The organism is Streptomyces sp., assembly GCF_035645055.1.
Classification (GTDB): domain Bacteria; phylum Actinomycetota; class Actinomycetes; order Streptomycetales; family Streptomycetaceae; genus Streptomyces.
The window spans coordinates 1-14,335 of record NZ_DASQNH010000047.1 but is presented as its reverse complement, the minus strand read 5'-3'; the positions used below and the strand labels follow the sequence as shown (position 1 = coordinate 14,335).

The 14,335-nt window shown below is 68.5% G+C and carries 15 protein-coding genes; 6 read left to right on the top strand and 9 right to left on the bottom strand.

The genetic code is table 11. The annotated features are described in order from the left end of the window. Positions 1 to 21 precede the first annotated feature (21 nt). The 5 genes from VE614_RS15665 (at position 22) to trxA (ending at position 4,953) form a co-directional block, all read left to right on the top strand. Positions 22 to 1,728, top strand: coding sequence for a protein kinase family protein (locus tag VE614_RS15665; protein ID WP_324936853.1), 1,707 nt, complete (start codon positions 22 to 24; stop codon positions 1,726 to 1,728). Positions 1,729 to 1,746: 18 nt separating this feature from the next. Further along, positions 1,747 to 2,466, top strand: a complete 720-nt coding sequence (sigM, locus tag VE614_RS15660) for an RNA polymerase sigma factor SigM (protein WP_324936851.1) — start codon at positions 1,747 to 1,749, stop codon at positions 2,464 to 2,466. Further along, positions 2,463 to 3,434, top strand: coding sequence for an anti-sigma factor family protein (locus VE614_RS15655; protein WP_324936849.1), 972 nt, complete (start codon positions 2,463 to 2,465; stop codon positions 3,432 to 3,434). The genes sigM and VE614_RS15655 overlap by 4 nt, the downstream gene beginning before the upstream one ends. A 175-nt stretch (positions 3,435 to 3,609) precedes the next feature. Beyond that, a complete protein-coding gene (gene trxB, locus VE614_RS15650; RefSeq protein WP_324936847.1) occupies positions 3,610 to 4,581 on the top strand; it encodes a thioredoxin-disulfide reductase in 972 nt (323 codons plus the stop codon). A gap of 39 nt (positions 4,582 to 4,620) precedes the next feature. Next, entirely contained in the window at positions 4,621 to 4,953 is a 333-nt protein-coding gene (gene trxA / locus VE614_RS15645) for a thioredoxin (protein ID WP_141316111.1), read from the top strand. Positions 4,954 to 5,063: 110 nt separating this feature from the next. On the opposite strand, the gene VE614_RS15640 is transcribed toward trxA, so the two are convergent. The 9 genes from VE614_RS15640 to rpmH form a co-directional block, all read right to left on the bottom strand. Then, positions 5,064 to 5,681 (bottom strand): GNAT family N-acetyltransferase, encoded by a 618-nt coding sequence (locus VE614_RS15640; RefSeq protein ID WP_324936843.1) that lies wholly within the window; start codon positions 5,679 to 5,681, stop codon positions 5,064 to 5,066. 164 nt (positions 5,682 to 5,845) lie between these two features. Beyond that, the gene (locus VE614_RS15635) at positions 5,846 to 6,970 is read right to left on the bottom strand and encodes a ParB/RepB/Spo0J family partition protein (RefSeq protein ID WP_324936841.1); all 1,125 of its coding nucleotides are present in this window, start codon (positions 6,968 to 6,970) and stop codon (positions 5,846 to 5,848) included. Continuing rightward, positions 6,967 to 8,040, bottom strand: a complete 1,074-nt coding sequence (locus VE614_RS15630) for a ParA family protein (protein WP_324936945.1) — start codon at positions 8,038 to 8,040, stop codon at positions 6,967 to 6,969. Before VE614_RS15630 ends, VE614_RS15635 begins: the two co-directional genes overlap by 4 nt. A 301-nt stretch (positions 8,041 to 8,341) precedes the next feature. Next, positions 8,342 to 9,058 carry a 16S rRNA (guanine(527)-N(7))-methyltransferase RsmG gene (rsmG, locus tag VE614_RS15625; RefSeq protein ID WP_324936839.1) on the bottom strand — a complete coding sequence of 239 codons (717 nt, stop codon included), beginning with the start codon at positions 9,056 to 9,058 and terminating at the stop codon, positions 8,342 to 8,344. A 117-nt stretch (positions 9,059 to 9,175) separates the two neighbouring features. Continuing rightward, entirely contained in the window at positions 9,176 to 9,688 is a 513-nt protein-coding gene (locus VE614_RS15620; RefSeq protein ID WP_324936837.1) for a protein jag, read from the bottom strand. 15 nt (positions 9,689 to 9,703) lie between these two features. Continuing rightward, a complete protein-coding gene (gene yidC / locus VE614_RS15615; RefSeq protein WP_324936835.1) occupies positions 9,704 to 10,972 on the bottom strand; it encodes a membrane protein insertase YidC in 1,269 nt (422 codons plus the stop codon). Positions 10,973 to 10,975: 3 nt separating this feature from the next. Next, on the bottom strand, positions 10,976 to 11,371 hold the full coding sequence (gene yidD, locus VE614_RS15610; RefSeq protein ID WP_324936833.1) for a membrane protein insertion efficiency factor YidD: 396 nt from the start codon (positions 11,369 to 11,371) through the stop codon (positions 10,976 to 10,978). Beyond that, complete coding sequence (rnpA, locus tag VE614_RS15605; RefSeq protein ID WP_324936831.1) at positions 11,368 to 11,739, bottom strand: ribonuclease P protein component; 372 nt, start codon at positions 11,737 to 11,739, stop codon at positions 11,368 to 11,370. The genes yidD and rnpA overlap by 4 nt, the downstream gene beginning before the upstream one ends. A gap of 21 nt (positions 11,740 to 11,760) precedes the next feature. Next, complete coding sequence (gene rpmH, locus VE614_RS15600; protein ID WP_003956500.1) at positions 11,761 to 11,898, bottom strand: 50S ribosomal protein L34; 138 nt, start codon at positions 11,896 to 11,898, stop codon at positions 11,761 to 11,763. A 373-nt stretch (positions 11,899 to 12,271) separates the two neighbouring features. Between rpmH and dnaA the strand changes: the two genes are divergently transcribed. Continuing rightward, on the top strand, positions 12,272 to 14,194 hold the full coding sequence (gene dnaA, locus VE614_RS15595) for a chromosomal replication initiator protein DnaA (RefSeq protein ID WP_324936829.1): 1,923 nt from the start codon (positions 12,272 to 12,274) through the stop codon (positions 14,192 to 14,194). The last annotated feature ends 141 nt before the right edge of the window (positions 14,195 to 14,335 follow it).

Here is a 14,335-nt window from a genome sequence, read left to right as displayed (position 1 = left end):
GATGGGGAGGCAGGAACGACGGTGGCGGAACGAAGCACAGCTGCCGTCGACGTGGCAGACGACAGCGGCGAGAAGTCGCTGACCGCCAAGGCGGACCAGGCGGACCAGTCCACGGCCGACGGGGTGGCCCAGAAGCGGGAGCGGGACACGGAGCACAACGAGGCACAGGGGAGTGGCGGGACGGAGGGTCCCGGGAAGAAGGCCTCGCCGCCTGAGCTGCACAGCGGCCACAAGCTCGCCAGACGCTACCGGCTGGAGGACTGCGTCACCCGCCTGGACGGTTTCAGCAGCTGGCGCGCGGTCGACGAGAAACTCCGCCGTGCCGTAGGAGTCCACGTCCTGCCCGCGGACCACACCCGTGCCCGTGCCGTCCTGGCCGCGGCCCGCTCCTCCGCGCTGCTCGGCGACCCCCGATTCGTGCAGGTCCTCGACGCCGTCGAGGAGAACGACCTCGTGTACGTCGTGCACGAGTGGCTGCCCGACGCCACCGAGCTGACCACCCTGCTCTCCGCCGGGCCGCTGGAGCCGCACGACGCCTACCAGATGGTCAGCCAGCTCTCCTCGGCCATGGCCGCCGCGCACCGCGAGGGCCTGGCCCATCTGCGCCTGAACCCCAACGCCGTGCTGCGCACCTCCACCGGGCAGTGGCGCATCCGCGGCCTCGCCGTGAACGCCGCCCTGCGCGGCGTCACTTCCGACACCCCGCAGCGCGCCGACACGGAGGCCATCGGCGCCCTGCTGTACGCCGCCCTCACCCAGCGCTGGCCGTACGAGAACGACGCCTACGGCCTGTCCGGGCTGCCCAAGGACATCGGGCTGATCGCCCCGGACCAGGTGCGCGCCGGTGTCCACCGCGGCCTGTCCGAGCTGGCCATGCGCGCGCTCGCCAACGACGGCGCGACCGCTTCCCGCCATGAGTCCCCCTGCACCACGCCGGAGGAACTGGTCAAGGCGATCAGCGAGATGCCCCGCATCCGCCCGCCGGAGCCGGCGTTCACCGCGCCGCCGGAGTACCAGCGCACGACCTACCAGCAGGGCACGTACGGCCGCACGGCGCCGCACCCGGGCGTCACCCAGCCGGTCCCGACCCCGCCGCCCCCGCTGCAGAGCCGCACCGGCAAGGCGCTGAAGTGGGCCGTGTCGGCACTGTTGATCGCGGCGTTGGGCCTCGGCAGCTGGCAGCTCGCCGACGCCCTGATCGACCAGGGCGGCAAGGCCGACGACCCGAACCAGACGCAGACGACGGACGGCGACGACAAGAACGTCGACAAGCCGAAGAAGCCGCAGCCGATCGCCATCGAGACCGCCTCCGACTTCGACCCGTTCGGCAGCGACGGCTCCGAGAACTCGGGGGACATAAGCAAGGTCTACGACACCGTTCCCGGAACCTACTGGCAGACGGCCTATTACCTGGGTGCCAAGTTCGGCAATCTGAAGTCCGGCGTCGGAGTCATCGTCGACCTGGGCAAGGTCCAGAAGGTCGGGAACGTCACCGTCACCTTCGTCGGCAGCACCTCGGTCGAACTGCTCGCCGCCGACGGGGACGCGCAGCCGCAGAGCTTCGACGGTTACACGAAGGTCGCCGACGGCACGGGCACCGAGGTGCAGCTCAAGCCGGACAAGGAGCTGCAGTCCCGCTACCTGCTGGTCTGGCTGACCGAGCTGCCGCTCCAGGCGGACACCGGCGAGTACCGCGGCAGGGTCGTCGACATCAAGGTGACCAGCTGAAAGGGCGGGGGCGCGGGCGTGCAGAGCGACCATCACGATGCACCTGACGAGGTCCTCCTGGCGCGGCACGTCGACGGCGACCCCAACGCCTTCGGCGAGCTGGTCCGCCGCCACCGCGACCGGCTGTGGGCCGTCGCGCTGCGCACCCTCGGTGACCGCGAGGAGGCGGCCGACGCGGTGCAGGACGCCCTCGTCTCCGCGTTCCGCGCCGCCCATACCTTCCAGGGCAAGTCGGCGGTCACGACCTGGCTGCACCGGATCACGGTGAACGCCTGCCTGGACCGCGTCCGTAAGGCCGCCTCCCGTAAGACCGCGCCGGTCGACGACACCGAGCGCCTTGAGCAGCTGCTGGAGCCGCACGAGTCGGCCTCGGCGCCCGCCGAGCGCAACGATCTGCACCGCCAGCTCCTGGAGGCGCTCGGCACCCTCCCGCCCGACCAGCGGGCGGCGCTCGTCCTGGTCGACATGCAGGGCTATCCCGTCGCCGAGGCGGCCCGCATCCTCGATGTGCCCACCGGGACGGTGAAGAGCCGCTGCGCGCGCGGCAGAGCGAAGCTGCTGCCACTGCTCACTCATCTACGGCCGGAAAGCGCCGGTTCCGGCACACCACCGGGTGAAGGGCGGAACCGGACGCAGGAGACATCCGTCCCACCGGCAGCGGGACCGCTCGAGGCGGCCCCACGGGATGCCGGGCCAAGCGATTCAGCTGCTGTGAAGGGCGGAGGTGGGCGAGCGTGACTTCTACGACGGACACGGCCGGGCACCCGGACGTCACCGAGATCTCCGACTTCACCGATGGCCTGCTCCCCCCGGCCCGCTCCACCGACGTACGACGGCATCTGGACGAGTGCGCGGTGTGCGCCGACGTGCATGCCTCTCTGGAGGAGATCCGTGGCCTGCTGGGCACCCTGCCGGGTCCCCCGCGGATGCCGGCCGATGTCGCCGGCCGGATCGACGCCGCCCTCGCCGCGGAGGCTCTGCTGCACGCCTCGGCACCCGAGCTGCCCGAGGAAAGCGAGGAAAGCGAGGACAGCGAGGAAAGCGAGGACAGCGAGGAAAGCGACGGGCGTGTGCCGGTGGCTGCGAATTCCGCCCCTGTTTCACGTGAAACGTCGACCGCTACGGACCGCCCGGCCGGACGAGCCCGTATCTCCTCCACCGGACCAGGACGCAAGGATGGCAAGGGCCGCACAGACCGCAGGCACGGTGGACGCCGCCGTGCCGTGGTCCTGAGTGCCGTCCTCTCGGCCGCCGCCCTGGGACTCGGTTCCGTCCTGTGGACGTCCCTGACCGGTACCCAGCCGGACACCCCGGCCCAGGGACATCAGAGCACCGCCGCGGACACCTTCTCCGAGGGACGGCTGGAGGCTCAGGTCGCGGATCTCCTGGCGCAGAAGCAGCACACCAGGAAGGGATCTCGCACTCCGGGCTGGGGCGTCGAGTCCGCCCCTGACTCGGGCGGACCCCGGGTTCTGCAGCAGCCCACCGTCGAGGTGCCCACGTGTGTCCAGCAGGGCATCGGGCGCGACGAGGATGCTCTCGCGACCGAGAAGGGCGTCTACAAGGGGACGGAGGTCCTGCTCGTCGTCCTGCCCGAGGCCTCCGACCCCTCACGGGTGACCGCCTACATCGTCCAGTCGACGTGTGTGGACCAACCGTCGACGGGTGCGGCAAAGGTCCTGCTGAAGCACACCTACGATCGCTGAGGACCTCCTCCGCGTGTCACTCGGTCTCTGACGGCCGTCTCATAGAGCGGTCACCCGCCCGTGTGCCCGGCCACAGCGGGAATGCGCGCCCCTTAGGATCCGTTGGGTGGGGTGAGAGTTCTGAGAGGGGCTCCCACCGGTCAAACGACGCAGTCCAGAGACGAGGAATCAAGCCGTGAGCGACGTCCGTAACGTGATCATCATCGGCTCCGGGCCCGCCGGCTACACGGCGGCGCTCTACACCGCACGCGCGTCGCTGAAGCCACTGGTGTTCGAGGGCGCCGTCACCGCCGGCGGTGCGCTGATGAACACCACGGAGGTGGAGAACTTCCCGGGCTTCCAGGACGGCATCATGGGCCCCGAGCTCATGGACAACATGCGTGCCCAGGCCGAGCGCTTCGGCGCCGAGCTGGTGCCGGACGACATCGTCTCCGTCGACCTGACCGGTGAGATCAAGACCGTCACCGACACCGCCGGCACGGTCCACCGGGCCAAGGCCGTCATCATCACCACCGGCTCCCAGCACCGCAAGCTCGGCCTGCCCAACGAGGACGCCCTGTCCGGCCGCGGTGTCTCCTGGTGCGCCACCTGCGACGGCTTCTTCTTCAAGGACCAGGACATCGCCGTGATCGGCGGCGGCGACACGGCGATGGAGGAGGCCACCTTCCTCTCGCGCTTCGCCAAGTCCGTGACGATCGTCCACCGCCGGGACACCCTGCGCGCCTCCAAGGCGATGCAGGAGCGCGCCTTCGCCGACCCGAAGATCAAGTTCATCTGGGACAGCGAGGTCGCCGAGATCCAGGGCGACCAGAAGCTGGCCGGGCTGAAGCTGCGCAACGTCAAGACCGGTGAGCTCTCGGATCTGCCGGTGACCGGCCTGTTCATCGCGATCGGCCACGACCCGCGCACCGAGCTGTTCAAGGGCCAGCTGGAGCTGGACGAGGAGGGCTACCTGAAGGTGGACGCCCCCTCCACCCGGACCAACGTGACCGGCGTCTTCGGCGCCGGTGACGTGGTGGACCACACCTACCGTCAGGCGATCACCGCAGCCGGCACCGGCTGCTCCGCCGCTCTCGACGCCGAGCGCTTCCTCGCTGCCCTCGCGGACAACGAGCAGAAGGCCGAGCCCGAGAAGACCACTGTCTGACCCCATCCGCCCCACGCATCATCAGTTAAGGAGCCCGCCGTGGCCGGCACCCTCAAGAACGTGACCGACGACTCCTTCGAGCAGGACGTCCTCAAGAGCGACAAGCCCGTCCTGGTGGACTTCTGGGCCGCCTGGTGCGGTCCGTGCCGCCAGATCGCGCCGTCCCTCGAGGCGATTGCCGCCGAGTACGGCGACAAGATCGAGATCGTCAAGCTGAACATCGACGAGAACCCGGGTACGGCGGCCAAGTACGGCGTCATGTCGATCCCGACCCTGAATGTCTACCAGGGCGGCGAGGTCGCCAAGACCATCGTCGGCGCCAAGCCGAAGGCCGCGATCCTGCGCGACCTCGAGGACTTCATCGCCGAGTGACCTCGCACGGGAACGATCGACGTTTCACGTGAAACACGAATGGACCGGCCCGGGAGGGCCGGTCCATTCGCATGATCCCCGGCGGACGAACATGATCCCCGGAGGCCGTATCAGAGCGGCCGCAGAGCCGGTTCCTTCTGCACGGCCCCCAGCAGCCGGTCCAACGCCATCTCGACGTCTTCCTTCCAGGAAAGCGTCGTCCTCAGCTCCAGCCGCATCCGTGGATGGGTCGGGTGCTGCCGGACCGTCTTGAAGCCCACGGCGAGAAGATGGTCAGCGGGCAGAACACAGGCCGGCTCCTTCCAGCGCGCGTCACCGAATGCCTCGATCGCCTTGAAGCCGCGCCGCAGCAGATCCTTGGCGACCGTCTGCACCATCACCCGGCCCAGTCCCTGTCCCTGGTAGCCCGGATCGATGAACCCCGTGATGAGCTGCACCGCGTCGGGTGAGACCGGGCTGGTGGGAAACGCCGCCGAGCGCGGCACGTAGGCCGGAGGGGCGTAGAGCACGAACCCCACCGGTACGTCGTCGACGTAGACGACCCGCCCGCAGGAACCCCAGTCCAGCAGTACGGCCGAGATCCAGGATTCCTTCTCCAGCGCGGCGGTACCCTCCTTGACCGCGGCCTCACCGCTGACCGGGTCCAACTCCCAGAAGACACAGGACCGACAGCGCCGCGGAAGGTCCGGAAGGCTGTCCAGTGTGAGCGGTACGAGCCGACGCCCCATGAAGGATGTTCCTCGCTTCCTTCTCCGCTCCCCTGATCCCCTCGCATCGTATCCACGAAGCGATTCCATCGATACCGCCAAAAAGCAAAGTGCGGGCCGTGTTCCGGTACACACCGGACACGACCCGCACAGGCTGCCTGAGAAGCAGACGCCCTTGCCGAGGCTCAGGCCTCTGTCTCCTCGCCGTCGTCCTCCAGCAGGCTCTTCTGCAGTACCGGCCCCTCGCCAGGGGCCAGCGTGCTGAGGATCCGCTCAAGGTCCTCCACAGAGGCGAACTCGACGGTGATCTTGCCCTTCTTCTGACCGAGATCGACCTTCACCCGTGTCTCGAAGCGATCGGAGAGCCGGGTGGCCAGCTCGTTCAGCGCCGGAGAGACCACCGAGCCGGCCCGGGGGCCCTTGGTCCGCTGGGCCGTCTTGGGCCGCGACCCCATCAGGGTCACGATCTCCTCGACGGCTCGCACGGACAGCCCCTCGGCCACGATCCGGTGAGCCAGCCGGTCCTGCTCCTCCGAGTCCTCCACGGACAGCAGAGCCCGGGCATGACCGGCGGACAGCACTCCGGCAGCCACCCGGCGCTGAACCGCCGGCGACAGCTTCAGCAGTCGCAGGGTGTTGGAGACCTGTGGCCGGGACCGGCCGATACGGTCCGCCAACTGGTCGTGCGTGCAGTTGAAGTCCTTCAGCAGCTGGTCATAGGCCGCCGCCTCTTCCAGCGGGTTCAGCTGCGCGCGGTGCAGATTCTCCAGGAGGGCGTCCAGGAGAAGCTTCTCGTCCTCCGTCGCCCGCACGATCGCGGGGATCGCCTCCAGCCCCGCCTCGCGGCAGGCCCGCCAGCGGCGCTCACCCATGATCAGCTCATAGCGGCCGGGGCCCAGCTGCCGTACGACGACCGGCTGGAGCAGCCCGACCTCCTTGATGGAGGTGACCAGCTCGGCCAGCGCGTCCTCGTCGAAGACCTCACGCGGCTGCCGCGGATTCGGCTTGATGGCGTCCAGCGGGATCTCGGCGAAGTGGGCGCCCACCGGAGGAGCGGGCGTGTCCACGGCGCCGATGAACGACGGCTCCTCGGTTTCACGTGAAACAGCCGGCAGGGTGGTCACCTTGGCGGCAGCTACCCCCCGGTCTCCGGTCAGCACCGGCACCGTCGTGGGGGACGTGGAAGCAGCGCCCCCTACGACACCCGTCGCGACACCCCCCACAGCTGCCTGTGCCGGGTTCTTCTCGGTCGGAGCCGCCGGGATCAGTGCCCCGAGACCACGGCCCAGCCCCCTCCGTCGCTCGCTCACTGGATCCCCTCCACCATGCTTTGATCGTTCTGGGCGCCGAGGTGAGCGTGAGTGCCGTCATCACTGACGCCGACACCCTTCAGCGCGATTTCCCGTGCCGCCTCAAGATAGGAGAGGGCACCGCTCGATCCGGGATCGTACGTCAGCACCGTCTGCCCATAACTCGGCGCCTCGGAGATACGGACCGAGCGGGGAATGCTCGTCCGCAGCACCTCGTCACCGAAGTGGGTGCGCACCTCTTCCGCGACCTGGGACGCAAGCCGCGTCCGGCCGTCGTACATGGTGAGCAGGATCGTCGATACATGCAGGCCGGGGTTGAGGTGCCCCCGCACCAGGTCGACATTGCGCAGCAGCTGACCCAAGCCCTCCAGCGCGTAGTACTCGCACTGAATCGGGATCAGGACCTCCTGGCCCGCGACCAGCGCGTTGACTGTCAGCAGGCCGAGCGAGGGCGGGCAGTCGATGAGGATGTAGTCCAGCGGCTGCTCATAGGCCTGGATGGCCCGCTGAAGACGGCTCTCTCGTGCCACCAGGGACACCAGCTCGATCTCCGCACCGGCGAGATCGATCGTGGCGGGAGCACAGAAGAGACCCTCGACATCGACGACCGGCTGGACGACCTCCGAGAGCGGCTTGCTGTCGACCAGCACGTCATAGATGGACGGGACCTCGGCGTGATGGTCGATCCCCAGAGCGGTGGACGCATTGCCCTGCGGGTCGAGGTCGATCACGAGAACCCGGGCACCGTGCAGAGCCAGCGAAGCGGCAAGGTTGACGGTCGTCGTCGTCTTGCCGACGCCACCCTTCTGGTTGGCGACCACCATGACGCGGGTCTGCTCGGGCCGTGGCAGGCCCTCGCCGGCGCGACCCAATGCCTCCACCGCCAGTTGGGCAGCACGACCGATGGGAGTGTCGTCCATCGGAGGCGGTGTTTCACGTGAAACATCCGCTCCCGTCGACTCGGTACGGGGACCGGGGACCGGATCGGTCATCGGTCCCGCGATGTTGGCGTCGGACCGCAAGGATTCACTCTCCTCGACTTCAGGCTCGCAATGAACAGAGCCTCCCATGCCTTCGGGGTCGTGAACCAGTGAGGCCTGGTCTTCTGTGGAGAAATCCACCTCTGTGGACAACTCCGTGCCCCTCATGGGGGCGGGGGAACTGGAGGAAGGGGGAGCCTCGCCGAGAGAACCGAGAGGCTTACGGTCGCGGGGTTCGGCCGCAGCCCGGCCGCGGCTGATGATGCCGTGCAACAGTGAGCGACGTTTCACGTGAAACACGATGCACAGCGGATCTGGCCGAACTGCCGCGACACTCCGTGATGCGTAGGTTGGGCAGCTTGTGTGGAGTACAGGTCGTCGACCGGGGCGATCAACGGCGCCGACGTGTCCGCCCCGTCCGGGCCGCCTTGGCCCGCTTGGCCGCGAAGCGCACACCGCCGGGGCTTTCCCCGACCTCCACCCGCACGACCGTGGACATCGGGTCGACGACCCCTTCACCCACATGCAGGATCGAGGTCTCCACCGCGCCGAGCTTGCTGAGGGCGGTGGAGGCCGCCTTCAGCTCCTCCTCGGCGGTGTCGCCCTTGAGGGCCAGCATCTCGCCGTAGGGACGCAGCAGGGGGATACCCCACGTGGCCAGCCGGTCCAGCGGCGCCACGGCACGTGCCGTCACCACATGGACCGGGGGCAGCTTGCCCATGACCTCCTCGGCGCGACCGCGGACCACGGTCACATGGTCCAGGCCCAGCAGCTCGACGACCTCGGTGAGGAAGTTCGTCCGCCGCAGCAGCGGCTCCAGCAGAGTGATCTTCAGGTCCTCGCGGACCAGGGCGAGCGGAATCCCGGGCAGACCGGCACCGGAGCCCACATCGCAGACCGTCACCCCCTCGGGCACGACCTCCGAGAGCACCGCGCAGTTCAACAGATGCCTCTCCCACAGGCGAGGCACCTCACGCGGGCCGATGAGCCCCCGCTGCACTCCTGCCTCGGCCAGAAGCTCGGCGTACCGGACCGCATCCGCGAAGCGATCACCGAATACGTCACGAGCATGCTCGGGAGCAGGGGGGAGCTCAGCTGCCTCCGTCACGGGGACCGTCCTTCCGTACCGCATCGGCGCGTCGAGCGCCGACCTTCAGAACTACAGGCTGACAAAGTTAGGCCCCGCCTGCGCAACAGACGGGGCCGGAGGCACGTACGTACCGAATCAGTTGGGCAACACGACGACGAAGCGCTGCGGCTCCTCGCCCTCGGACTCGCTGCGCAGTCCAGCGGCCTTGACCGCGTCGTGCACGACCTTGCGCTCGAACGGCGTCATCGGCTTCATCCTCACGGGCGAGCCGCTGCTCTTGGCATCGGCGGCGGCCTTGGCGCCCAGCTCGGACAGCTCGGAGCGCTTCTTGGCGCGGTAGCCCGCGACGTCCAGCATCAGCCGGCTGCGGTCCCCGGTCTCCCGGTGGACGGCCAGCCGGGTGAGCTCCTGGAGCGCCTCCAGGACCTCGCCGTCCCGGCCGACCAGCTTCTGCAGGTCGCGGCTGCCCGTGTCACTGACGATCGAGACAGAGGCGCGGTCGCCCTCGACGTCCATGTCGATGTCACCGTCGAGGTCGGCGATGTCCAGCAGACCCTCGAGGTAGTCCGCCGCGATCTCACCCTCCTGCTCCAGGCGGGTCAGGGTGTCTGCACCCTCGGCAGCGGCGGAGGTGGTGCCTTCCGTCACGGGATGGACTCCTTCTTACTTCTTGGACGGGGACTTGGGCCGCTGCGGACCCTTGCGCTGGCCGGACTGGGCCCGGCTGCGGGCGCCTCCGGACTTGGACGCCGACTTGCCGGTGGAGCCCGTGGACGTGCTGTCCTCCGGCTCGTCGGACTTGGTCAGGGACGTCTTCTCATCGCCGCCGGCCGGCTTGGGCGGGACGGCCTGGCGCTTCGACTTGGGCTGCCGCTTGGGCTGCTGGCGCCTGGCGGCAGTGGTGGTGGCCGTACCGTCCTCGGACTCGGTGACCACGGTGGTCTCGCTCTTCACCACGGTGCCGTCGGCCTGGGCCGCGAGCCCGGCCTTGGTGAGGCCGTTGATGAACTTGCGCTCGTACTCGTTGCGGTCGCGGCCCTTGGCGACGATGGCCTTGACGATGGCCTTGTCCCGGCGCCGGCTGACCTTGCCGCGGTGCGTGACGTGCTTGTACAGGCGCTCCAGGTAGGCGGACTGGGCCTTGGAACCCGGAGTCGGGTTGTTGTGGATGACGTACATCTGCTGGCCCATGGTCCACACGTTGGTGGTCAGCCAGTAGACGAGGACACCGACCGGGAAGTTGATGCCGAAGACGGCGAAGATGACGGGGAAGACGTACATCAGCATCTTCTGCTGCTGCATGAACGGCGTCTTCACCGTGGTGTCGACGTTCTTCGTCATCAGCTGGCGCTGCGTGTAGAACTGCGACAGCGACATGAGAACGATCATGATGGCGGTGACGACCCGCACATCCATGATCGAGGAACCGAGCGCTTCGACCTTGTCGGAGCTGTCGGTGAACTTCGCGGCGAGCGGTGCCCCGAAGATGTGGGCCTTCTGCGCGCTTTCCAGCAGCCGGTCGTTGATCACGCCGATGGTGTCGTTCGACGCGATGCTGTTGAGCACGTGGTACAGGGCGAAGAAGAACGGCGACTGCGCCAGGATGGGAAGGCACGAGGAGAGCGGGTTGGTGCCCGTCTCCTTGTACAGCTTCATCATCTCTTCGGACTGGCGCTGGCGGTCGTTCTTGTAGCGCTCCTGGATCTTCTTCATCTCCGGCTGGAGCGTCTGCATGGCCCGGGTCGCCTTGATCTGCTTCACGAAGAGCGGGATCAGGCAGATACGGATCAGGATCACCAGGGACACGATGGACAGGCCCCAGGCCCAGCCCGTGTCAGGGCCGAAGATCGCACCGTACAGCGAGTGGAACTGAACGATGACCCACGAGACGGGTGTGGTGATGAAGCTGAAGAGACTGGCAATCGTGTCCACTAATCATGCTCCTTGGGCATGGGACGGGTTCTCTGCGGCCGGGCTCGGAGGAACGTCGCTCGGAGATCCGGTCCTCGGGGAACCGTCGCTCGTCGGGACATTCTCTTCGGTGGCCGATGCGGCGGAGGGCCCGCCCTTGCGTGCGCGCCAGGCATTGCGCAGCATCTCGTGCCACCGCGGACGCTTGCGCGGCGGGACATGGTCCACGCCGCCCAGCGACCACGGATTGCAACGCAGGATGCGCCAGGCCGTGAGTGCGGTGCCCTTGAGAGCCCCGTGCCGGTCGATGGCCGTGTAGCCGTAGTGGGAACACGACGGGTAGTACTTGCACACCGGCCCGAGCAGCGGGCTGATGGTCCACTGGTAGAGCTTGATCAGCGCCAGCAGCGGGTACTTCATCGCGCGCCCCCTCCCAGCAGCCGCTGCAGAGCGGCGTCCAGGTCTTGGGCCAGTTGGGTGTGGTCGGCGTCACCCGCTCCGGGCAACGCACGTACGACTACCAGGCTACCGGGGGGAAGCAGAGCGACTCGGTCGCGCATCAGATGGCGAAGCCTGCGCTTCACCTTGTTGCGCACGACCGCACCGCCCACCGCCTTGCTCACGACGAAACCCGCACGCGTCGGGGGAGCGCTCTCCCCAGGCGCGTGCGGGTCCGTGGCACCGCTTCGAAGGTGGACGACGAGGAGTGGGCGTCCGGCCCGGCGTCCTCGTCGTACCGCGGTCGCGAAGTCCTCGCGCCGCCTCAGCCGGTTCTCGGTGGGCAGCACGACGTCATGACCTGACCGGGATCAGGCGGACAGACGGGCGCGACCCTTGCTACGGCGGGACGCGAGAATCGCGCGGCCGGCACGGGTGCGCATACGCAGCCGGAAGCCGTGGGTCTTCGCGCGACGACGGTTGTTCGGCTGGAAGGTGCGCTTGCTCACTCGGGGGCTCCAGAAAGAATCGGTGGTGGCGGGGTGCCGTCCTGGCTGTCACCGTGCGCCCACGAGTAGCTCGCGTCACGCCCGAGTGCACCGCTTCCCGATCACCTGACGTGACCTGTGCCCATCGGAGGCAGGCGGCAGCAGCCATCGACAACTCGACCTGGTTACGGTACGCGCGGCTACGCCATCCGGTCAAACCGGCGGTGGGTAGGGGACACTATCCACAGGCTGGGGACAACAACTTGAACCGCACGGGTCGCCCTGACTACCGTGGCTGGACTCCGATTCGTTCCCTTATCCCTACCCACCCCGATTTACATCCCGACCCGTCCCACAACCACACGTTCGTGGGACCTGTGAGAGAGCGTGCCCTGTGGCTGACGTACCTGCCGATCTTGCCGCAGTGTGGCCACGCGTACTCGATCAGCTTCTCGGCGAGGGCCGCGGACAGGGTGTGGAGGCCAAGGACGAGCACTGGATCCGGCGCTGCCAGCCGCTGGCGCTGGTCGCCGACACCGCGCTGCTCGCCGTACCGAACGAGTTTGCGAAGGGTGTGCTGGAAGGCCGCCTGGCGCCGATCGTGAGCGAGACGCTGAGCCGCGAGTGCGGCCGCCCGATCCGTATCGCGATCACCGTCGACGACTCCGCGGGCGAGCCCCCGGCCCCGCCGGCGCCCCCCGCCCAGCAACGCTACGAGGAGCCGGAGCCACCGTCCGGTCCGTACGAGGGGGGCTACGGCCGCCACCGCGCGGAACCGCTGCCCGGCACCGACGACCAGCAGCTTCCGGCCGCCCGCCCCGCCTACCCGGCGGAGTACCACCGCCCCGAGCCGGGCGCCTGGCCGCGGCCGGCACAGGACGAGTACGGCTGGCAGCAACCGCGCCTGGGCTTCCCCGAGCGCGACCCCTACGCGACACCGCCGCAGGACCCCTACCGATCCCACGCCCAGGAGAGCTACGGGTCCTCCGGGAACGACTCCTACGGGTCGTCGGGCGGAGACGGCTACGGTTCGCAGCCGGGTGACGGCTACGGCTCGCCGAGGCAGGCGCCCTCCCAGGACTACCGCCGGCAGGGCACCGACCGCCCGCCGTACGACCAGCAGCGCACCGAGCACGGCCCGTCACGCGGCGACTACGACCAGCAGGGCGGCCGGCGCGAGTCTCAGGAGCCGGCGCACCGCGGCCCGGCCGGGGGCGCGCCCTCCGCTAGCGGCGCCCCCGGCCCCCTGGCCGCGCAGCCCGCTCCGGCGACCGGTCCCGGCGAACCGACCGCGCGACTGAACCCCAAATACCTCTTCGACACGTTCGTGATCGGCGCGTCGAACCGTTTCGCGCACGCGGCCGCGGTGGCCGTCGCCGAGGCGCCCGCGAAGGCGTACAACCCGCTGTTCATCTACGGCGAGTCCGGGCTCGGCAAGACGCACCTGCTGCACGCGATCGGGCACTACGCGCGCAGCCTCTACCCGGGCACGCGCGTGCGGTACGTGAGCTCGGAGGAGTTCACCAACGAGTTCATCAACTCCATCCGCGACGGCAAGGGCGACAGCTTCCGCAAGCGCTACCGCGAGATGGACATCCTGCTCGTCGACGACATCCAGTTCCTCGCGGACAAGGAGTCGACGCAGGAGGAGTTCTTCCACACCTTCAACACGCTGCACAACGCGAACAAGCAGATCGTGCTGTCCTCCGACCGGCCGCCGAAGCAGCTGGTCACACTGGAGGACCGGCTGCGGAACCGTTTCGAGTGGGGCCTGATCACCGACGTCCAGCCGCCCGAGCTGGAGACCAGGATCGCCATCCTGCGCAAGAAGGCGGTGCAGGAGCAGCTGAACGCGCCGCCGGAGGTGCTGGAGTTCATCGCGTCCCGGATCTCGCGCAACATCCGCGAGCTGGAGGGCGCGCTGATCCGGGTGACGGCGTTCGCGTCGCTCAACCGGCAGCCGGTGGACCTGGGCCTGACGGAGATCGTCCTGAAGGACCTGATCCCGGGCGGCGAGGACTCGGCTCCCGAGATCACCTCGACGGCGATCATGGGCGCCACGGCGGACTACTTCGGCCTGACCATCGAGGATTTGTGCGGCACCTCGCGCGGGCGCGCGCTGGTCACCGCCCGGCAGATCGCCATGTACCTGTGCCGTGAGCTGACGGATCTGTCGCTGCCGAAGATCGGCGCGCTGTTCGGCGGCCGGGACCACACCACGGTGATGCACGCCGTCCGCAAGGTGGAAGAGCTGCGCGTCTCTGACCAGAGCTTCGCGGAGGATGTCGAACTGCTGAGGCGGATGCTCGAAGGCTGAGAAAAATGGCACCACCAAGGCACCAAGGATACCAAGGTCTGAAACCTCTTGGTGTCCTTGGTGCCTTGGTGGTGGTTCGTCTCGTCCCTGACGGAATCGCTTAGTTTTTTTCGCTGCTGTGCTATATTCCGCACCCCGTTC